Source organism: Verrucosispora sp. WMMA2121, assembly GCF_027460185.1.
GTDB lineage: Bacteria > Actinomycetota > Actinomycetes > Mycobacteriales > Micromonosporaceae > Micromonospora > Micromonospora palythoicola.
In genome coordinates this window covers 3895926-3915707 of sequence record NZ_JAPZBH010000006.1, presented here as the reverse complement: position 1 = coordinate 3915707, position 19782 = coordinate 3895926, and the positions used below count along the sequence as shown (strand labels likewise).

Below are 19782 nucleotides of genomic sequence, written 5' to 3'. Positions count from 1 at the left end.
GGCGGCGGGCGTGCGGCCGCGCCGACACCACGCTCACCGGTCGGGTTCGGCCGCCCGCCGGTCGAGCCGGGCCCGCTGTGGCAGCACCGTGTACTTCGGATCGCGGGCCGAGGCGACACCGGCGTGGAACACCCCGAAGCGGGTGGCCACCGAGGCGGCCAGCAGCGCGGCACCGGAGACGGCCGAGACCAGTCGGCTACGCCGGCCCAGCACCGCCCCGGCCACCCCGGCCACGGTCAGTGCCCGTCCGGCACGCAGCAGCCGACCGGCCCGACCCGTCCGGTACGGCTCACCCAGCAGACCGAGGCGATTCTCCACCCGGTGCGCGCCGAACAGTTCCAGCCCGGCGCCGGCCACCGCCAGCCGGCGCGCCGGACCGGCCTGCGCCGGCGGCACGGCCAGCAGACCCACTCCCGCGCCGCTGGCCAACGCGCTGCCCGCGAAGACGAACGGCAGGTCGGGGTACGCCTCGTGCCAGGACGGCACGGCCGTGTCGGCCAGCAGCACCGCCGTGTACGTGCCCAAGGCCGGCGCGGTCACCGCGGCGGCCAGCCCGGCGACCCGCCCGACCGGCGGCAACGCCCGCCGGGCCAACCCCAGCGGACCCCGGGTGGGCAGCAGCGGCGCCACCTCGGCGACCGCGGCGAGTCCGGCGGCCGGACCGTAGCCGGTGAGGATCCAGGTGCCCACCGACATCGGTGAGGTCGGCTTGGCCACCCGCAGCATGTGGTGAAACCGATCCGGTCGGCCCAGGTCCTTGACCAGCAGGCCGGCGCTGGCGGTGACGGCGGCCAGCGCGGCGAACCGGCCGGCGCGGCGAACCTCGGCGCGCCCGGTCAGCTGCCCACCCGCCGCGAGCAGCGACGAGCCGGCGGCCAGCCCACCGGTGAACAGGTAGGCGGCGATCTCCCACGTCCACACCGGCGGTTTCAGGATCGGCCGGCCGTAGTAGGAGGTGAACTCCGCCGGCGGCACGGTCAGTTCCTCACCGCCACGGCGGCCGGCCCGGAAGCGGCGGAATCTGTCGCCGACCGCCGGCCGGTGCGGGTTCACCGTCGACCGCCGAGGAACGCACCGACGGCCGCCACCGTCATGGCCAGCGCGGCCAGCCCCGCCCGGCGCCACATCGCCGGCAGGTCCCGGGTGGTGACCTGCGGATCCGGCGGCAGGCCGTACACCTCCGGCTCGTCGAGCAGCAGGAAGAACGCGCCGTCGCCGCCGACGCCGTCGTCCGGGTCGTGGCCGTAGAGCCGTGCCTGCGTCTCCCCCCGTTCCCGCAGCGTGGCGACCCGGGCGGCGGCCCGCTCCCGCAGCTCGTCCAGGGGACCGTACTGGATGGACTCGGTCGGGCAGGCCTGCGCGCAGGCGGGGGTCAGGCCCGCGCCGATCCGGTCGTAACAGAGCGTGCACTTCCACACCCGACCGTCGTCCACCCGCCGGTCGATCACCCCGTACGGGCAGGCCGACACGCAGTAGCCGCAGCCGTTGCAGATGTCCTCCTGCACCACCACGGTGCCGAACTCGGTGCGGAACAGCGCGCCGGTCGGGCAGACGTCGAGGCAGCCGGCCCGGGTGCAGTGCTTGCACACGTCCGACATCATCAGCCAGCGGAAGTCGCTGCGCCCTTCGGCGCTGCCGGTGCGTCCGGGTGGACCGGCCGCCGGCATGCCGAGGAACTCGGTCATCCGGGCGGCGGCCGGCGGTTCGCCGGGCAGCACACCCGGTTCGGTTCCGGTCGGGTTCGTGGTGTCGGCCGAGCGGGCGGCGGAGGTCGCACTGGCCGGGTCGCCGGTGGGGTTCCCGGCGAACGACGCGGTGCCGTGACCGGCCGGTCGGGGCTGTTCGACGAAAGCCACGTGTCGCCACGAATTCGCCGTCAGCGCGCCGGTGTTGTCGTAGGACATGCCGAGCAGGTCCAGCCCGGAGGTCGGTACCCCGTTCCACTCCTTGCAGGCCACCTCGCACGCCTTGCAGCCGATGCAGACGCTGGTGTCGGTGAAGAAACCCATCCGCGGTGGGGCATCGACCCAGCCGGCCGCGGCCGCCGGGTCGGTGTTCGGCAGCGACGACCGTGGTGGTGCGGCGGCCCGGTGCGGCGGGTCGGCCATCAGCGGTTCCCCTCTCCGTCGCCGGTGGGCCCGGGTGGCTCGACCGGTACGCCGGGGGTGACCGCCGGCGGTGCGGCACCCGGCACGATGCCGGCCCTGGTGCGGTAATCCTGCACCAGGTCTCGCAGCGCCGCCCCGGTGGGCCGGCGCCCCGGCCGCACGTCACAGGTGCCGATCTTGCTCTCCTGGATCAGCACGTTCGGGTCCAGGGTGATGCCGAACAGGTCGTTTGCCGAGTCTCCGGTGACCAGCCCCTCGAAGCCGAAGTGGTACGGCAGCCACAGCTGGTGGATCACCCGACCGTCGACGGCCAGCGGCACCAGCCGATCGGTGACCAGCACCCGGGCCTCGATCGCCGCCCGGGCGGTGATCAGATGCGCCCAGCCGAGGTGGGTCAGCCCGGCCAGCGCCGCCAACTCCGGGGAGACCTCCACGAACATCTCCGGCTGCAGTTCCGCCAGCGGCGCGACGGTCCGGCTCATCCCACCGGCGGTGTGGTGCTCGGTGAGCCGGCTGACCGTGAACACGTACGGGAAGACGTGGTCGTGCTGCTGTGGTGGACTCGGGTTCGTCGAGTTCACCGGATGGGCGTACCGCTTGCGCGTCGGGTTGGCCTGCTGGCCGTAGAGCGGGTTGCGCACCGGCGACTCGGCCGGCTCGTAGTGCGTCGGCAGCGGCCCGTCCAGCACCCCGCTGGGCGCGTACAGCCAGCCCTTACCGTCGGACTGCATGATGAACGGATCGTCACCGGCCAGCGCCGCCGATCCCGTGGCGCCCTCCGGCGGCCGGTACGACGGCGGTTTCGTCGCCTCGAAGTCCGGCACGTCACGGCCGGTCCACCGGCCGGCCTCGGCGTCCCACCACACGTACCGCTTCCGCTCGCTCCACGGGCGGCCCTGCGGGTCGGCGGAGGCCCGGTTGTAGAGCAGCCGCCGGTTCGCCGGCCACGCCCACCCCCACTCGGCGGCCACCCAGTCCTGTTCGTGTCCGGGCCGGCGGCGGGCCGCCTGGTTGACCCCGTCGGCGTACACGCCGGTGTAGATCCAGCAGCCGATCGCGGTCGTCCCGTCCGCACGGGCCTGCGTGAACGCCGACAGCGGACGGCCGGTCGCCGTGTCGTACCCGTTGATCTCCCGCAGCACCGCCTCGGCGTCCGGCTCGGCGTGCCGGCCGTGGGTGGGATAGTCCCAGGTCAGATCGAGCAGCGCCCGGTCGCGCGGCAGGGCAGAGCCGGCCAGCTTCGCCCGGATCCGGCGCCCCAGGTGGTAGAAGAACCACAGCTCGGAGCGGGCGTCGCCGGGCGGGTCGACGGCCTTCTCCCGCCACTGCAGCAGCCGCTGGGTCTGGGTGAAGGTGCCCTCCTTCTCCACGTGCGAGGCAGCCGGCAGGAAGAACACCTCGGTGGCGCACTGCTCGGGCACGATCTCACCGGTGGCGACCTCCGGGCCGCGCTGCCAGAACGTCGCGCTCTCGATCATGAACAGGTCGCGGACGACGAGCCAGTCCAGATTCGCCATACCCAGCCGCTGGGCCCGACCGTGCGCCGAACCGACCGCCGGGTTCTGGCCGAGCAGGAAGTAGCCCTTCACCTTGCCGTCGATCATGTTGAGCACCTGCTGGTAGGTGCCGTGGTCACCGGTCAGCCGGGGCAGGTACCCGTAGCAGAAGTCGTTCTCCGCAGTGGCCGCGTCCCCCCAGTACGCCTTGAGCAGGCTGGCGGCAAAGGCGCGGGCGCCGCCCCAGAAACCCTTCTGACCCGGGTGCCGGATGCTGTCCGTCCAGGCGTCGAAATCGGGATGCCGGGCATGGTGCGGCATCGGCAGGTAGCCCGGCAGCAGGTTGAACAGGGTCGGGATGTCGGTGGATCCCTGGATGCTGGCGTGCCCGCGCAGCGCCAGCACCCCACCGCCGGGCCGACCCACGTTGCCCAGCAGCAGCTGGATGATCGCCCCGGTGCGGATGTACTGCACGCCGACCGTGTGCTGGGTCCAGCCGACCGAGTAGATCAGGCAGCCGGTGCGCTCCCGCCCGGAGTTCTCCGTCCAGGCCCGGGCCAGCTCCAGGAAATTCTCCCGAGGTACGCCACAGACCCGTTCCACCATCTCCGGGGTGTAGCGGGCGAAGTGCCGCTTGAGGATCTGGTACACGCAGCGCGGGTGTTGCAGCGTCTCGTCCCGCTGCACCTGCCGGGCGACCGGAGCACCGTGCGACTCGTGGCGCAGCCCGGCTGCGGTCTCCCGCTCCCGGGCCGTGTGCCCGCTGCCGGAGTCCCGCTCGTGGCCCGCGTACTGCCAGCTGTCCTGCACGTAGCTGGCGGTCGCCGGGTCGAAGCCGGAGAAGAGCCCGTCGGCGTCCTCGGCGTCGACGAAGTCGTCACTGACGATCGTCGCCGCGTTGGTGTACGCCAGCACGTACTCCCGGAAATCCAACTCGTTGCTGAGGATGTGGTTCACCACCGCGCCCAGCAACGCGATGTCGGTGCCCGCCCGGATCGGCAGGTACACGTCGGCGACCGCACTGGTCCGGGTGAACCGCGGATCGACGTGGAAGACCTTGGCCCCGCGCCGTTTCGCCTCCATCACCCACTGGAAGCCCACCGGATGGGCCTCGGCCATGTTGGAACCCTGGATGACGATGACGTCGGCGTTCGCCACGTCCTGCTGGAAGTCCGTCGCGCCACCGCGACCGAAGCTGGCCCCCAGACCGGGGACGGTGGCGGAGTGTCAAATCCGGGCCTGGTTCTCGATCTGAAGCGCCCCCATCGCGGTGAACAGCTTCTTGATGAGGTAGTTCTCCTCGTTGTCCAGGGTGGCCCCGCCCAGACTGGCGATCCCCAGGGTGCGGTTCAACGGCCGGCCCTCGGCGTCGACGTCCTCCCACGTGTCGGCGCGCGCCGCGAGCACCCGGTCGGCGATCATGTCGAGCGCGGTGTCGAGGTCCAGGTCCTCCCACTCGGTGCCGTACGGCCGCCGGTAGCGCACCGTGGTCTGGCGCAGCGGGCTGGTGACCAGGCTCCGGCTGGCGGCACCCTTCGGGCAGAGCCGGCCCCGGGAGATGGGGCTGTCCGGGTCACCCTCGATCTGCGTGACCCGCTCGTCGGTGACGAAGACCCGCTGACCGCAGCCGACGGCACAGTACGGGCAGACGGAACGGGCGACCCGGTCGGCGTCCTGCGTGCGGGCGGTCAACTCGGCACTGCGGCTCGAACACGCCGCGGCACCCCGACCCAACGGGTCGGTGCCGGTGAGCTGCCGGTAGACCGGCCAGCCCAGCAACCTGTCCCGCAGCCCCACGCTCGACACCTCCGGTCTCGACCTTAGGACAGCGGGCCGGGATCGGCGACCCACCTACCGGAACCACACACGACGTCGCCCCCGGCCCGAGAAACGGGCCGGGGGCGACGAGGGTGCCGGTGTGCAGGTCGCCTCTCGGCGAGTGGCGCGACGCGGCTCCAGCCGAACGGTATTCCGCGACGGCAATTTAGGTGAGGCCCGGGGACACTTGACACACCGACACCCGAGTCAACAGGTTACCCGCTCCGCTTCTTCCTACCCCTGCCGTGACCGCCGCCACAGTAGGGAGCCGATGGTCTCCGCGGACCCCGCCGGCCGGCACCCGGGTTCGGGTGTCGGCCGGCGGGGTGTTGCTCCCCCTGTGGAGGAATGTTCGTGGTGGTCAGCTGGTCCAGTGCTGGGCGACGAGGTCGGCGGCCTGCTGTTCCCACTGGGCGTAGTGGTCGGGGTAGGCCGAGACCTGCACGGTCTGCGCGGCCTGGGTCAGCGGCATGTCCTGCCAGCCGTCGACCTGCTTCAAACCCTTCAGGAAGGCCAGGGTGGAGTACTCGGGGTCGGTGATCTGCTCCACCGTGCCCCACCCGGAGGAGGGGCGCTGCTGGAACAGGCCCTGCGAGTCGTGGTCGTTGCGGTCACCCAGGTGACCCAGGTTCTCCAGCTTCGACTCCTGCAACGCGGTCGCGATCGACACCACCGCGGCACGCTCGTCCATGCCGGCCTTCTTCGTCGCCGCGATGATCGCCTTCACATTGCTGATCTGCTCGTCGTTCAGGTCGACGTGCGACTGGTTGGACGGGGTGCCGTGCGGCAGCAGCTTGCTGGTGTCGGGCTTGTCGGCCTGCACCGCCGCGACCGGGGCGGTGGTGACCGGGGTGATGTCGGCGTGGGCGGCCACCGGACCGGCGAACAGACCACCGGTGAAGGCCAGACCCGCGATACCCAACACGCTCTTACGCAGCATCGTGTTCATCACAAAGCTCCATTCGGGGGTCGACGCACACCCACACCAAGGGGGATCGGTCAGGCGCACGCAAGCACCAGAAAGGCGCTCAAAGAAAGGGGGAAAGTCATCCAGCACGCGGGGCGTATCCGCCGCTTCGCATCGCCGGGACCATGTCCAACGACCGCCGACCCGCCATCATTCCCGGGGGCCAGCACCCGCCTGGGCGGGCGGTGTCTTCCTCGGCCGTTCAGGGATGTCCAACGTCCCCGACCCCGCACCCATTCCACCCCGAGCGGACCCCCGGAACCCGACACCCACCCCAAACCCCCCGACACCCCGCAATCTTGGTCCGACAACGCCCACCCAAGGGCACAATCGCACCAAGATCCACACCCATGGCTGACCCCGCCCGCACGACAAGGAACGATGCGAGCCCGCCGCGCCCGGCGCACGGACCAAAGCTGACCGCCCGGCGCAGCGGCCAAGCCCGACCACCCCCGGAGCCGGGCACCACGCCCAACCCCCGCAACGCCCCACACCCCACAGCACCGACAGCACCGACAGCACCGACAGCGTTGACCATGAGGTAGCGGCAGTTCTAGAGATCAAAAACGCCGCCAACCTCATGATCAACGGGGAAGTCCGGGGTGGGGCGGGCAGCTCACGGACGACGGGGGTGTGGCCCGCCGTGCCCGGCGCAGGGATCAAGCCTGACCGCCCGGAGCCGGGCACGGCGGGCCACACCCCCAACCGCAACCCACCCCAACCGCACCCCACCACAAACCAGGTCATCAGTTCGGATCGAACCGATCTGGGGTTACCCTGACACCATGCAGGCGGTCTCCCCCACCACGACCGGCGTGGCGCACCTGGCCCGACCCGGCCGGCCCGCCGTGGTGGCCCGGACCCTCGCCGAGCTGCGCGGGCCCACCCGAGGGGTGGTGGAACTGCCGGTGCGACTGATGTGGTGCGCCGACCGGGCGTTCGACCTCGCCGACCCCGACCAGTTGCTCTGGCTGTACGAGAACGTGCTGCGCGAGACCACGAACGCCGAGGACCTGCGTCGGCTGGTCGACGGACGGACGCTGCGCCGGGTGTGGCGACTGCTCAATCTGCCCCGGGGCGTACGGCTGGCGTGGGAGAGCCGACACCCGGGTCTCCGGTCGGCGTGACCGGGGCTTCCCCCGACGCGCACCCCCACGAGTTCTACCGGGAGGTGGCCCGGGTCGCGCTGACCGTCGCCGGGCCGCACCGTTTCGTGCTCGGCGGCGGGGTGGCCTGGGCCGCGTACGGACTGGTCACCCGCCCCACCGAGGACGTCGACCTCTTCGCCGACGTGGAGGGGGCCGCCGCCGCGGCGGCCGCCGACGTCCGGGCCGCGCTGGAGTACGCCGGGTTCCAGGTGTCCGACGCCGACCCGGCCAGCGACCTCGGTGACCTCTTCGACGGCTTCGACCGGGACCTGCGGGACTTCGTCGTCGCCCGGGACGGCCGGCGCATCCGCCTCAGCCTGGCCCGTCTCGACCGGCACCGCAGCCCGGTGGTGATGGACCTCGGGCCGGTCATGGACGTCCGGGACCTCATCGCCAACAAGACCGCCGCCCTGGTCAACCGCCGCGAGGTACGCGACTACATCGACGTGGCATCCGCCCTGGCGCACCGGTCGGTGGCGGAGTTGCTGGAACTCGCCCGGCAGCTCGACCCCGCCCTCGATGACGACGACGTACGGGCGGCCGGCCGGTATCTCGACCGGATCCCGGACACCCGGTTCACCCGCTACGGCCTCGGCCCGGCCGACATCGCCCAGGTCCGGCGACAGCTGGCGGCCTGGCCCCGCTGACCGGGCCCCGCCGACCGGCACCGGGTCGGCGGGAGCACCGGGTCGACGGTGATGTCACTTGGTGAAGCGGCCGCCGGTGACGCCGAGGATCTCACCGGTGATGAAGCTCGACTCCTGCGAGGCGAAGAAGACGTACGCGGGTGCCAGCTCCGCGGGTTGACCGGGCCGACCGACCGGGGTGTCGGTGCCGAACTGCTCGACCTTCCCCTCCGGCATGGTCGCCGGGATCAGCGGGGTCCAGATCGGACCGGGCGCCACCGCGTTGACCCGGATGCCCCGATCGACCAGGTCGGCGGCGAGGGCCTTGGTGAAGTTCGCGATCCCCGCCTTGGTGGTGGCGTAGTCGAGCAACTGCGGCGACGGGTCGAAGGCCTGGATCGAGGACGTGTTGATGATCGTGGAGCCCTCGCCCAGATGCGGCAACGCCGCCTTGCACAGCCAGAACATCGCGTACAGGTTGGTCTTGAACACCCGGTCGAACTGCTCGGTGCTGATCCCGGCGATGCCCTTGTCCTGCGCCATCTGGTAGGCCGCGTTGTTCACCAGGATGTCGATGCCACCCAGGTCGGTCACCGCCCGCTCGATCAACGCCGCGCAGTTGCCCTCGTCGGCGATGTCACCCCGGATCGCGACGCCCTTGCGGCCGGCCGCCTCGATGAGACGTACCGTCTCCCGGGCGTCCGCGTCCTCCTCCGCACCGAGGTAGGAGATCAGCACGTCGGCGCCCTCCCGGGCGTACGCGATGGCGATCGCCCGACCGATACCAGAGTCACCGCCGGTGATCACCGCCTTCTTGCCGTCGAGCTTGCCGGTGCCCCGGTAGGAGTCCTCTCCGTGGTCCGGCTTCGGGTTCATCTCGTCGGTACGACCCGGTGGGCTCTGCTGCTGGTTCGGCTGCCCCGACTGCTGGCCGTACTGGTCGGTCGGGTCCTGCTGGGTGTACTGCGTCTCGCTCACGGAGGTCTCCTCGCCCGGGATCGTGGGGTTGCCGACCCGCAAGCACCTACCCGGGCGAAGTCGGCGGAAACCGACCAGCGAGCCGGACGAGACTCGCGGGCTTGGGCAGCGTGCGTCACTACGCGTACAGCATCCTAGGATCCTGGATGGCTGCCGTCGGGCGCTGGACCAGCCAGCCAGGGTCAGTCCGACACCCGGGCGACGCGGCGGCGCCTCGGACCGGGCAGGCGATCCGCCAGCGCCAGTGCGGCCCGCACCGACATCCGGCCGACCACCTCGTCGAAGTCGGCGCGGCCCAGGCAGAACCGGGTGAACGCGCGCCAGCCCGGCGGGGTGGCGAGCGCCCGGTGGCAGAGCGCCGGGCGTTGGGCGAAGACGTCGAGCAGCCGCTGCCCGGCCCGCATGGCCGGGACGAGACGCTCGGTCACCGACCGTTCGTAGCCGGCGAGATCGGCGCCGGCCACCGCCGCCCCGGCCAGCTCGCCGGAGCGCAGCGCATAGCTGATCCCCTCCCGGGTCCAGGGCTCCAGCAGGCCGGCCGCGTCACCGGCCACCAGCACCCGCCCCCGCCGCAGCGGCGAGTCGTCGGACCGGCAGCGCGTCAGATGACCCGAGTCGTGCACCGGCGACACGTGGGCCAGCCCGAGGCGGTCGACGAACCGCCGCAGGTACTGCCGGGTCCGCTCCCCCTCTCCTCGACCCGCGATGACCCCGACGGTGAGCCGGTCCCCCTTCGGGAACACCCAGGCGTACGAGCCGGGCAGCGGTCCCCAGTCGAGCAGCACCCGGTTCCGCCAGCGCGCCTGCTCGGGCGGCGGTACCGGCAGCTCCAGCTCCAGCCCCAGGTCCACCTGACGGTGGCGCACCCCGACGTGACGGGCGGTCACCCCGGACGAGCCGTCGGCACCGACGACCGTACGGGCCAGCAGCACCTCGCCGCCGGCAAGTCGCAGTCGTACGACATCGGGGTCCTGCTCCACCGACCGGACCGTCGCCCGCTCGCGGACCTCGGCCCCGGCGGCCACCGCGGCGGCCCGCAGCCGGTCGTCGAACTCCTCCCGGCGCACCATGCTCACCAGCGGTCCGGCAGCGTGCCGGCGGGTGAACCCGGCTCGCCCGTCGAGGGTGAAGGTGACCCGGTCCACCGTGTCGTGGGCGGGCACCTCGATCCGTCCGGCCACCGCGGCCAGCGAGGTGCCGATCAGACCGCCGCCGCAGGTTTTGTAGCGCGGATGCGCGGCGCGCTCGACGACAAGCGTGCGCACCCCGCGACGGGCGGCGGCGTACGCGGCGGAGAGCCCGGCGGGGCCACCACCGATCACCACGAGTTCCCAGACGCTCACCGGTGCAGGGTAGATCAGCCGGGCGCGGGCATCTTCCCCGCCGCACCGGGTAACCGCCGGCCGCAGACCGCCTGCCGCAGGCGGACCAGGCGCGAGGAGGACACCATGCAAGAGGTGCGGCTGTCGGAGGACGAGGCGCGGGTGTACGACGCGGTGGCGGCCCTGGAGGCGCGCGGCCAGGTACCGTACCCCGACATGATCGCCCAGGAGTGCGGCCTGACCGAGGAGCAGTTGCAGACCCCGCTGCACCTGCTGACCGAGAAGAACCTGCTGCACCGGGAGGACTCGCCGATGGCCGGGCTGGACTTCGGCCCTCGATTCTGCGCGCAGCAGTTGGCATGACCGGTACCCGCACGCGTCCGCCGGCGCCACGGCGTCGGACCGCCGGTTGAACCCCGCGACGTCCGGCGGTCCGACGGGATCCGAGGCGGCCTCGTACGAGCGGCGTCGCTGGCAGGCGCTCGGGGTGGGACTGGTCGCGGCGTTCATGACGCTGCTCGACATCAGCATCGTCAACGTCGCCCTACCATCCCTGGAACGTGCCCTACGGGCCGATCCGAGCGACCTGCAATGGGTGCTGTCCGGATACGCGCTGAGCTTCGGCCTGGTCCTGGTACCGGCGGGACGCTTCGGTGACGTCCGGGGGCGACGCAACGCGTTCGTCTTCGGCATCGCCCTGTTCACGCTGACCAGCGCGCTGGCCGGGCTGGCCCAGTCGCCCGGCTGGCTGGTCGCCGCCCGGCTCCTCCAGGGTGCCGCCGCCGGCGTGGTGAACCCGCAGGTGACCGGCCTGATCCAGCAGTTGTTCGCCGCCTCCGAGCGGGGCCGACCCTTCGGCTGGCTCGGTGCCACCATCGGAATCTCCACCGCGATCGGTCCGTTGCTCGGTGGCCTGCTGATCGCCGCCGGCGGCCCGGAACACGGCTGGCGGTGGGTCTTCTTCGTCAACGTGCCGGTGGGCATCGTCGCGGTGGTGCTCGGCTGGCGGTTGCTGCCCGGCCGGGTCACCCCACGCGGTGCGCAACGCCGGTTCGACCCGGTCGGCGTGCTGCTGCTCGGCGTCGGCGTGACCCTCGTGCTGCTGCCGCTGGTGCAGCGCGAACAGTGGCCCGGCGCGACGAAGTGGTTGCTGCTACCCGTCGGGCTGGCCGTCCTCACCGGCTTCGTCGCCTGGGAGCGCCGCTACGCTCGGCACGGCCCGCCGCTGTTCGACGTCCGCCTGTTCAGGCACCGGTCCTACACCCTCGGCTCGACGATCGCGCTGCTCTACTTCGGCGGATTCACCGCGATCTTCTTCATCTTCACCCTGTACCTGCAGAACGGGCGGGGCTACAGCGCCCTGGTCGCCGGTGCGGCGATCACCCCGTTCGCGCTCGGCTCGGCCGTCGCGTCCGCCGTCGGCGGGCGGCTGGTCAACCGGTACGGCCGCCCGCTGGTCGCCGTCGGGCTGGTCGGCGTGGTGACCGGTCTCGGTCTCGCCGCGCTGGCCATCGAGCTGGCACCAAAAGCGCCGGTGCCCTGGGTGACCGCACTGCCGCTGCTGGTCGCCGGCATCGGCAGTGGCCTGGTGATCGCGCCCAACCAGACGCTCACCCTGACGGAGGTGCCGGTGCCACAGGCCGGCAGTGGTGCCGGGATGTTGCAGACCGGGCAGCGGATCGGTTCGGCCGCCGGGATCGCGGTGGTCGGCGCGGTCTTCTTCTCCGCACTCGCCGACGGCGCGGACGCCTGGTCGAGGGCGTTCGAACGGTCGCTGCTCACCTCTGCCGCGATCATCGCGCTGGCCCTGGTGGCGGCCACCGTCGACATCGTCGGCAACCACCGTGGCCGGCCCCGCGAGCGGGGCCGGCCGGTTGGTCGGTGATTGGCGAGGTCACCAGAGCTGGGAGACGATGTCCGCCGCCTGCTCCTCCCACTGCGCGTAGTGGAACGGGTACGCCGACACCTGCACCGTCTGCGCGGCGGCGGTCAGTGGCAGATCGCGCCAGCCGCCGACGTTCTTCAGCGCCTCGAAGAAGACGGTCGAGGAGTACTCGGGATCCCGGATCTGGTCCACGCTGCCCCAGCCGGTGGACGGACGCTGCTGGAACAGGCCCTGGGAGTCGTGGTCGTTCCACGCGCCGAGGTGTCCGAGGTTGTAGAGCTTCGACTCCTGCAGGGCGGTGGCGATGCCGATCACGGCACCACGCTCACCGACACCGGTGCGCTTGGCCATCTCGATGATGGTCTTGGCGTTGTCCCGCTGCGCGTCGTCGAGCGGGATGCGCGACTGAGCGCCCTGCACACCGTGCGGGATCAGCTCGTCGCGGGTCGGCTTCCCGGCTGCCGGCTGGTCGGTGCTGCCGGCGGTGGTCAGCCCGGATTCCACCGGCACACCGGTGCTGGTGCGACCGGTGGCCCGGTCGATCGCCGCGACCGCGCCGGAGTGCGGGCCGGCGGTGATCGATGCGGCGACGGCGGTGGGGCCGAAGGCGAGTCCGGCGAGGGCGGTGGCGCCCACCACGCTGAGCGCGGTCTTCCGGTTCGGGATCGTCGCGATGGCCGGGAGCCATCGAGTGAAGTCCAGCTTCACGATGGTTGCCCTTTCGATCGGGTACGAGCCGCTCGGGGTTGAGCCGCTCTCGGGGACGGACCGGGCCGGCGAGGTTTGCCGACCGGCACTATGGGGGACACAACTCGACTGGCATGTCCGCCATTCCGGAAATGCTGTGATCGTGGTGGGCTGCGACCCAGGTCACGACGGGGGCCCGCCCGGCCGGGCACGAAACGGACGGCCCGCCTCACACCTCGTACGGGGCTCCGAAGCGCACCAGGACGTGCCAGAGCTGCTTGAGATGCTGCAGGGTGTCGGTGGCGGGGCCACGATCGGCCCAGCGCCCCGGGTCGGTCACCACCGACGCGGCGGCCCGCCCGATCAGTGCGGCGTGCAGTGGCTCGCCCGCGCCGGCGAACTCGGCGTGCACCCGGGCCGCCAGCGGTGGGATCGCCGGCCCGCGGAACTCGGCATCCACCCGGTCCACCGGCAGCGCGAAGCCGGCGTGCCAACGGATCGGAAAGCCGTACCGGTCGGCGGCGGCGATCAGCACAGCCTCGGTGTCGGTGCGCCGGAACGAGGGGTCGACGACCAGGTCCAGCACGTCCCGATCCAACCGGACCGCGCCGTGCACCTGCGCCTCGACGTAGTCGTCGAGGGCGCGACCGGCGGCCCGGGGCATCGCGGCCAACGCCTCCCGACGGCGCAGCAGCTCACCGGTGAGGGTCACCAGATCCATACCTGCCCGACCCAGGCACACGCCGGTGTCAACGGTGGCGGCGATCAGGGCGGCCAGCACCGGCTCGACCACGTCGACGGTGCCGACGTCGCGCGGTCCGAGGTGGCTGTCGCCGAAGCAGAAGGTGGTGCGGGCCAGCACCTCGGGGCGCAGCCGCAGGTGGCAGGAGCCGAACCGGGGGCAGGCGCCGTCGGGATGGTCGAGCAGGTTCAGGCCGCCGTACTTCGGCCGCTCCGCCGGGTCGACACCCGGTCGCTGGTAGGCGCCGCCGAACAGGCGCTCCTCCCAGCGGTCACGGTCACCGCCGGGATACGCGGTGAGGCCGCCGTTGGAGATCCGCGTCTCGAACTGGCTGCGGTAGACCCCCTCGGTGGCGAGCGCCTCGGCGACCGTGCGGCCGTCGGCCAGCAGCCGGTCCGGGTGGAAGTTGAGGGTGACCCTCCCCTGCCGGCCGATCGCCGCGACCAGCCGCTCCGGTTCGTGGCGTACGCCGGTGCCGGCCAGCGCCCGTCCGATGACGGCCAGCGCGGCGGGGCGGTCTCGCAGCGCCACCGCGCGTACGTGGCGCAGCGCCGCCCGTTGGGCGGCGGTCAGCGTCGGATCACCGGACATGCCGGCAGTCTCGTCCCAACCGGCCCCGGCGCGCAGCCCCGTTTCCGCCGCCGCCGGGCGACAGCGGTCCGGACGGCCCGGAGGGACCGAGCTCAATGCCCCCGGGCCAGCCACTGCGGTAGCCGCGGAGCCTCGGCCCCGATGGTGGTGCTGTCGCCGTGCCCGGTGTGCACGATGGTGTCCGGCGCGAGGGTGAGCAGCCGGTCGCGGATCGAGTCGACGATGGTGCCGAAGTCGCTGTAGGAGCGACCGGTGGCGCCCGGCCCGCCGGCGAACAGGGTGTCGCCGGTGAAGACGACGTTCAGCTCGGGGGCGTGCAGGCAGCACGCGCCGGGACTGTGCCCGGGGGTGTGCAACACGGTCAGCGCGGTGCCACCCACCTCGATGATCTGGCCGTCGTCGAGGGTGCCGCCCGGTGGGTCGTCGGGATGCACCAGGTCCCACAGCACCCGGTCGGCGGGGTGCAGCAGCACCGGGGCGCCGGTGACCCGGGACAGCCGCGGCGCCACCCGGACGTGGTCGTCGTGGGCGTGCGTGGCGACGATCGCGGTGACCCGCCGCCCGGCCACCACCTCGACGATGGCGTCGACGTCGTGCGGGGCGTCGATCACGACGCACTCGGTGTCGTCGCCGACCACCCACACGTTGTTGTCCACGTCGAAGGTCTGACCGTCGAGGGAGAAGGTGCCGGAGGTGACCGCGTGGTCGATGCGGGCGGTCATCAGAAGACCACCACCGAGCGGAGCACGTCGCCCCGGTGCATCCGGGCGAACGCCTCCTCCACCCCGTCCAGGCCGATCTCCTCGGTGACGAAGGCGTCCAGGTCGAGGCGGCCCTGCAGGTACAGCTCGGTGAGCATCGGGAAGTCCCGGCTGGGCAGGCAGTCGCCGTACCAGCTGGACTTGAGGGCGCCACCGCGGCCGAAGACGTCGAGCAGCGGCAACTCGACGCGCATCTCGGGCGTGGGCACGCCGACCAGCACGACGGTGCCGGCCAGGTCGCGGGCGTAGAAGGCCTGTTTCCAGGTCTCCGGCCGGCCGACCGCGTCGATCACCACGTCGGCGCCGAAGCCGCCGGTGGCGGCCTGGATCTCCGCAACCGGGTCGGCCTCGGAGGCGTTGACGGTGTGGGTGGCACCGAACCGGCGGGCCCAGTCGAGTTTGCGGGAGTCGGTGTCGACCGCGATGATCGTGGTCGCGCCGGCCAGGGCCGCGCCGGCCACCGCCGCGTCGCCGACGCCACCGCAGCCGATCACCGCCACCGAGTCGCCGCGGGTCACCCCGCCGGTGTTCATCGCCGCGCCCAGGCCCGCCATCACCCCGCAGCCGAGCAGTCCGACGGCGGCCGGCCGGGCCGCCGGGTCCACCTTTGTGCACTGGCCGGCGTGGACCAGGGTCTTCTCGGCGAAGGCGCCGATGCCCAGTGCCGGAGCGAGTTCGGTGCCGTCGGTCAGCGTCATCTTCCGGGCGGCGTTGTGGGTGGCGAAGCAGTACCACGGACGGCCGCGCCGGCAGGCCCGGCACACCCCGCAGACGGCCCGCCAGTTGAGCACCACGAAGTCACCGGGTGCGACGTCGTCCACACCCGCGCCGACCTGCTCGACGATGCCGGCGGCCTCGTGGCCGAGCAGGAACGGGTAGTCGTCGTTGATGCCGCCCTCGCGGTAGTGCAGGTCGGTGTGGCAGACGCCGCACGACTGCACCCGGACCACCGCCTCCCCCGGCCCGGGGTCGGGCACCACGATCTCGGTGACCTCGACGGGCGCGCCCTTGCTGCGGGAGATGACTCCCCGTACCTGCTGGCTCACGCTGTCCTCCTGCTCCGCGCCCGCGCGGCCCGTCGTCGCGCGGCGTGCCGCATTCGCCTCCGCAGGCGAACCTACCGCCGCGACGGCGTTTCGGCACCGTCGCACCGACGGCGCGGCGGTGGGGGGGGGTGCGGGGTCGTGGCGGCCCCGGCGAACCTGCCCGACACGGCCGCCGCCGCGCCTATGGTGTGGCTGAACACGCCGCGAGGAGGGTCGGTGGACACCAGTGACGCTCCCCGGCCGTGGCGTCGACCGATGCGGCCCCGCCGCCGGGACGAGCCGCACCGGGCGGCGACCCCACTGGAACTCTTCTTCGACCTGTCCTTCGTGGTCGCTGTCACCCAGGCCGCGGGCGGCCTGCACGACGCGTTGGTGGCCGGTCGGATCGGGCACGCCGTCGTCAGCTACCTGATGGTGTTCTTCGGGATCTGGTGGGCCTGGATGAACGTCACCTGGTTCGCCTCCGCGTACGACACCGACGACGATCTGTACCGGCTCAGCACCCTCGTGCAGGTCGCCGGGGCACTGATCCTGGCCGCCGGAGTGCCGCAGGCGTTCGAGGGCGCCGACTACGCGTTGGCGACCCTCGGGTACGTGGTCATGCGGTTGGCCACCGTGGGCAACTGGCTGCGCGCCGCCGCCGGTGACCCGGCGCATCGACGCACCGCCCTGCGGTTCGCCGCCGGTGTGACCGGAGTACAGCTCGGCTGGCTGCTCCGGCTGCTGGTGCCGCCCGGCCTGGGCGCCGTCTCGTTCCTGGTGCTGGCCCTGGCCGACCTGCTGGTGCCGGTGCTCGCCGAGCGGCGCGCGATGACCTCGTGGCATCCGCGACACATCGCCGAGCGGTACGGGCTGTTCGCCCTCATCGTGCTCGGCGAGGTGGTGCTGGCGATCACGGTGGCGGTGCAGACCGGCATCAGCAGTGGGGACGAGTGGCTGTGGCCGCTGGCCGGCGCGGGGACCGCGATCGTCTTCGCGCTGTGGTGGCTCTACTTCGACCGTCCGGTGCGCGTGCCGGCGTCGCTGAACGGTGCCCTGACCTGGGGGTACGGGCACTACGCCGTGTTCGCCGGACTCGGTGCGGTCGGCGCGGGACTGGGCGTCGCGGTCGAGCGCCAGCAGCACCCCGCCGAGGTCGACCCGCTTGTCGCGGGCTATGCGGTGGCGGTGCCGGTGGCGGTCGTACTGCTGGTGCTGTGGGGTTTGCGCATGCTCTCGGTCCGGCAGCGGGCGCGGCCCGCGGCGGTGCCGCTCGCCGCGGTGGCCGTCCTGCTGACCCCGCTGACCCCGGTGCCGGTGTATCTGGTGGCGGTGGTGCTGGTCGGGCTGGCGGCGGCCCTCAGGTGGCCGGCGACCGGGCCGGCCGCGTCCCGCTGACTCCTGCCATGAGGGTGGCTGACGACGTGGCTACGCGTCGACGGAACTTCGCGGGGTGCCGGCCCGGTCGAACCGGATGGTGGCGTCGGTCAGCCGTCCGTACCGCATGGGCAGCAGGTCGCGCAGGTAGTTCTGGTGCAGCCGCCAGGGTGCCCGGGTGCCCTGGCGGGGCAGTTTCCCGGCGCCGCGCCGCACGTACCCGGAGGTGAGGCCGATCAACGGGGTACGCGGCCCCGGTGGCGGGGCGAGCGGGGTGACGATCTGGGTTCCGGTGCGGTCCAGGTGACGCAACAGCCGGCACACGTAGCCGGCCACCAGGTCGGCCTTGAGGGTCCAGGAGGCGTTGGTGTAGCCGATCGTCATGGCGAAGTTCGGCACCCCGGAGAGCATCATGCCCTGGTACGCGACGGTCTCCGGCAGATCCACGTCCGTCCCGTCCACCCGCAGCGTCATCCCGCCGAGGGCGAGCAGGTCCAGCCCGGTGGCGGTGACCACCACGTCGGCGGGCAGTTCCCGACCGGAGGCGAGCCGGATGCCCTGAGCGGTGAAGGTCGCCACGGTGTCGGTGACGATCTCGGCCCGCCCGTCGGAGAGCACGGTGAACAGGTCGCCGTCCGGAACCACGCACAGCCGCTGGTCCCACGGGTCGTAGCGGGGGGTCAGGTGGCGTTCGACGTCGAAGCCGGCGGGCAGCCGGCGGGCGGCCGCGCGGCGCAGCAGCCCGCGTACCAGGCCGGGGGCGCGCCGGCTGAGCTGATAGTTGGCCGTGGCGAGCAGGATGTTCTTCCAGCGCACGGTCTGGTGCGCCAGGCGCGCCGGCAGCAGCCGCCGCAGCGCGTCGGCGATCCGGTCGCGGGACGACAGCGCCAGCAGGTACGTCGGCGAGCGTTGCAGCATGGTCACCCGGGCCGCCTGTCGGGCCAGCGCCGGCACCAGCGTCACGGCGGTGGCGCCGCTGCCGATCACCACCACCCGGCAACCGGTGAGGTCGAGGTCGGCGGGCCAGTGCTGCGGGTGCACGATCCGGCCGGTGAACCGGTCCTGCCCGGTGAAGTGCGGCGTGTGGCCGGCCTCGTACCGGTAGTAGCCGGTGCAGGCGTACAGGAACGAGCAGGTCATCACCACGGTCTCGGTGGTGTCCTCGCGGTGGACGTGCACCGTCCAGCGGGCCTGGTGGCTGTCCCATTCGGCCCACCGCACCCGGTGCCGGAGCCGGATGTGCCGGGTGACGCCGTGCTCGTCGGCGGTCCGACGCAGGTAGTCCCGGATGGTGTCGCCGTCGGCCAGGCTCTTCGGGGCCGTCCACGGCGCGAACGAGTAGCCGAGGGTGAACATGTCCGAGTCCGACCGCACGCCCGGGTAGCGGAACAGGTCCCAGGTGCCGCCGATCGCGTCACGCGCCTCGACCAGCGCGAAGGTTCGGCCCGGGTGACGACGCCGGAGGTGGCAGGCGGCTCCGATGCCGGACAGACCAGCGCCGACGATGAGCACGTCGACATGCTCAGGGGTCATCTCGTCTCCCGCCCGCCCAGTGCTGATCGAAACCCTATCGCCTGCGGCTGGCGGGTTCCCGGGTCACGCGGTGAGCAGGGACGCCGCCGCGTCGAGCAGCGCGAGTTCGGTCGAGGTCTGGGTGGGGTTGGCCCGCCGGATGGCCACGGCCTCGGCGACCAGCGGAGCGGCGTGGTCGCGCAGCGCGTACCGGTAGGCACGCTGCATCTCGTCGGCGCCCGCCGCCATCGGCTGATCCGGGTCGACGGCGACCTGGGCGAGGATCAGGGCGGTCATCGCCACGTCCAGTCCGGGTGGACCGTGCCGGACGTTGCGCCAGTCGAGCAGCACCGGGCCGGCCGGGCCGAGGATGACGTTGTCCGGGTGCAGGTCCAGGTGCAGGATGCGCTCGCCGTCCGGGGCGCCGGGCAGCGGCGCGATGGCGTGCAGTCGACGGTGCAGTTCGGCGAGGATGCCGGCGCCCGCAGCCACCTCGATCGTGCCCGCCGTCAGCGCCTGGAGCATCGTCGGTCCGGTCACCCGCTGCAGGACCAGGTCCGCACCGGCGGCCAGGTACACCCGGGGCACCGGGAACGCGGCGGCGTGCAGGTGCGACATGAACCGGGCCTCGCCGGCCACGGCGGTGCCGTCGCGGTAGCGGCGCAGCACCCGGCGGTCGTCCAGGGCGTAGACGTCGGCGTCGCGACCGGCGGCGAAGGGAGTCGACGCTGCCATGGGC

Annotated in this window: 17 protein-coding genes; 5 read left to right on the top strand and 12 right to left on the bottom strand. The window is 72.6% G+C overall.

What is annotated here, in order from left to right:
* Positions 1–33: 33 nt before the first annotated feature.
* From nrfD to O7605_RS26470, 4 genes are all read right to left on the bottom strand, one after another.
* Positions 34–1053, bottom strand: a complete 1020-nt coding sequence (nrfD, locus tag O7605_RS26485) for an NrfD/PsrC family molybdoenzyme membrane anchor subunit (protein WP_269741691.1) — start codon at positions 1051–1053, stop codon at positions 34–36.
* Positions 1050–2108 (bottom strand): 4Fe-4S dicluster domain-containing protein, encoded by a 1059-nt coding sequence (locus tag O7605_RS26480; RefSeq protein ID WP_269741690.1) that lies wholly within the window; start codon positions 2106–2108, stop codon positions 1050–1052. The genes nrfD and O7605_RS26480 overlap by 4 nt, the downstream gene beginning before the upstream one ends.
* Positions 2108–5401: a formate dehydrogenase gene (fdh, locus tag O7605_RS26475; protein ID WP_269741689.1), complete on the bottom strand. Its 3294-nt coding sequence runs from the start codon at positions 5399–5401 to the stop codon at positions 2108–2110. Before fdh ends, O7605_RS26480 begins: the two co-directional genes overlap by 1 nt.
* Before the next feature lie 382 nt (positions 5402–5783).
* A complete protein-coding gene (locus O7605_RS26470; RefSeq protein ID WP_269741688.1) occupies positions 5784–6371 on the bottom strand; it encodes a hypothetical protein in 588 nt (195 codons plus the stop codon).
* 803 nt (positions 6372–7174) lie between these two features.
* On the opposite strand from O7605_RS26470, the gene O7605_RS26465 reads away from it, so the two are divergent.
* Together O7605_RS26465 and O7605_RS26460 are read left to right on the top strand one after the other, a co-directional pair.
* Positions 7175–7516, top strand: coding sequence for a hypothetical protein (locus tag O7605_RS26465; RefSeq protein WP_269741687.1), 342 nt, complete (start codon positions 7175–7177; stop codon positions 7514–7516).
* Positions 7513–8184, top strand: a complete 672-nt coding sequence (locus O7605_RS26460) for a nucleotidyl transferase AbiEii/AbiGii toxin family protein (RefSeq protein ID WP_269741686.1) — start codon at positions 7513–7515, stop codon at positions 8182–8184. Before O7605_RS26465 ends, O7605_RS26460 begins: the two co-directional genes overlap by 4 nt.
* A 54-nt stretch (positions 8185–8238) precedes the next feature.
* On the opposite strand, the gene O7605_RS26455 is transcribed toward O7605_RS26460, so the two are convergent.
* Together O7605_RS26455 and O7605_RS26450 are read right to left on the bottom strand one after the other, a co-directional pair.
* Positions 8239–9141 carry an SDR family oxidoreductase gene (locus O7605_RS26455; RefSeq protein ID WP_269741685.1) on the bottom strand — a complete coding sequence of 301 codons (903 nt, stop codon included), beginning with the start codon at positions 9139–9141 and terminating at the stop codon, positions 8239–8241.
* A 182-nt stretch (positions 9142–9323) separates the two neighbouring features.
* Positions 9324–10484 (bottom strand): geranylgeranyl reductase family protein, encoded by a 1161-nt coding sequence (locus O7605_RS26450; RefSeq protein WP_269741684.1) that lies wholly within the window; start codon positions 10482–10484, stop codon positions 9324–9326.
* A gap of 105 nt (positions 10485–10589) precedes the next feature.
* On the opposite strand from O7605_RS26450, the gene O7605_RS26445 reads away from it, so the two are divergent.
* Together O7605_RS26445 and O7605_RS26440 are read left to right on the top strand one after the other, a co-directional pair.
* Positions 10590–10826, top strand: a complete 237-nt coding sequence (locus O7605_RS26445) for a hypothetical protein (RefSeq protein ID WP_164446813.1) — start codon at positions 10590–10592, stop codon at positions 10824–10826.
* Between the two features lie 46 nt (positions 10827–10872).
* Positions 10873–12348 (top strand): MFS transporter, encoded by a 1476-nt coding sequence (locus O7605_RS26440; RefSeq protein WP_269741683.1) that lies wholly within the window; start codon positions 10873–10875, stop codon positions 12346–12348.
* Between the two features lie 9 nt (positions 12349–12357).
* Here O7605_RS26440 and O7605_RS26435 read toward each other — a convergent pair whose 3' ends face one another.
* From O7605_RS26435 to O7605_RS26420, 4 genes are all read right to left on the bottom strand, one after another.
* Positions 12358–13056 (bottom strand): hypothetical protein, encoded by a 699-nt coding sequence (locus O7605_RS26435; RefSeq protein WP_269741682.1) that lies wholly within the window; start codon positions 13054–13056, stop codon positions 12358–12360.
* A 208-nt stretch (positions 13057–13264) separates the two neighbouring features.
* Positions 13265–14368, bottom strand: coding sequence for a DUF3626 domain-containing protein (locus O7605_RS26430; protein WP_269741681.1), 1104 nt, complete (start codon positions 14366–14368; stop codon positions 13265–13267).
* Positions 14369–14460: 92 nt separating this feature from the next.
* Positions 14461–15090 carry an MBL fold metallo-hydrolase gene (locus tag O7605_RS26425; protein WP_269741680.1) on the bottom strand — a complete coding sequence of 210 codons (630 nt, stop codon included), beginning with the start codon at positions 15088–15090 and terminating at the stop codon, positions 14461–14463.
* On the bottom strand, positions 15090–16175 hold the full coding sequence (locus tag O7605_RS26420; protein ID WP_269741679.1) for an S-(hydroxymethyl)mycothiol dehydrogenase: 1086 nt from the start codon (positions 16173–16175) through the stop codon (positions 15090–15092). Before O7605_RS26420 ends, O7605_RS26425 begins: the two co-directional genes overlap by 1 nt.
* A 216-nt stretch (positions 16176–16391) precedes the next feature.
* On the opposite strand from O7605_RS26420, the gene O7605_RS26415 reads away from it, so the two are divergent.
* A complete protein-coding gene (locus O7605_RS26415; RefSeq protein ID WP_269741678.1) occupies positions 16392–17552 on the top strand; it encodes a low temperature requirement protein A in 1161 nt (386 codons plus the stop codon).
* A 30-nt stretch (positions 17553–17582) separates the two neighbouring features.
* On the opposite strand, the gene O7605_RS26410 is transcribed toward O7605_RS26415, so the two are convergent.
* Both O7605_RS26410 and O7605_RS26405 read right to left on the bottom strand, forming a co-directional pair.
* Complete coding sequence (locus tag O7605_RS26410) at positions 17583–19064, bottom strand: flavin-containing monooxygenase (protein ID WP_269741677.1); 1482 nt, start codon at positions 19062–19064, stop codon at positions 17583–17585.
* 63 nt (positions 19065–19127) lie between these two features.
* Complete coding sequence (locus tag O7605_RS26405; protein ID WP_269741676.1) at positions 19128–19778, bottom strand: phosphotransferase; 651 nt, start codon at positions 19776–19778, stop codon at positions 19128–19130.
* Positions 19779–19782: the final 4 nt, after the last annotated feature.

What these genes read in the sequence shown, in the direction of transcription:
- O7605_RS26405 (WP_269741676.1), bottom strand. Translation starts at nt 19,778, where the DNA reads ATGGCAGCGTCGACTCCCTTCGCCGCCGGTCGCGACGCCGACGTCTAC.
- O7605_RS26430 (WP_269741681.1), bottom strand. Translation starts at nt 14,368, where the DNA reads ATGTCCGGTGATCCGACGCTGACCGCCGCCCAACGGGCGGCGCTGCGC.
- O7605_RS26410 (WP_269741677.1), bottom strand. Translation starts at nt 19,064, where the DNA reads ATGACCCCTGAGCATGTCGACGTGCTCATCGTCGGCGCTGGTCTGTCC.
- O7605_RS26470 (WP_269741688.1), bottom strand. Translation starts at nt 6,371, where the DNA reads ATGAACACGATGCTGCGTAAGAGCGTGTTGGGTATCGCGGGTCTGGCC.
- O7605_RS26445 (WP_164446813.1), top strand. Translation starts at nt 10,590, where the DNA reads ATGCAAGAGGTGCGGCTGTCGGAGGACGAGGCGCGGGTGTACGACGCG.
- O7605_RS26465 (WP_269741687.1), top strand. Translation starts at nt 7,175, where the DNA reads ATGCAGGCGGTCTCCCCCACCACGACCGGCGTGGCGCACCTGGCCCGA.
- O7605_RS26425 (WP_269741680.1), bottom strand. Translation starts at nt 15,090, where the DNA reads ATGACCGCCCGCATCGACCACGCGGTCACCTCCGGCACCTTCTCCCTC.
- O7605_RS26480 (WP_269741690.1), bottom strand. Translation starts at nt 2,108, where the DNA reads ATGGCCGACCCGCCGCACCGGGCCGCCGCACCACCACGGTCGTCGCTG.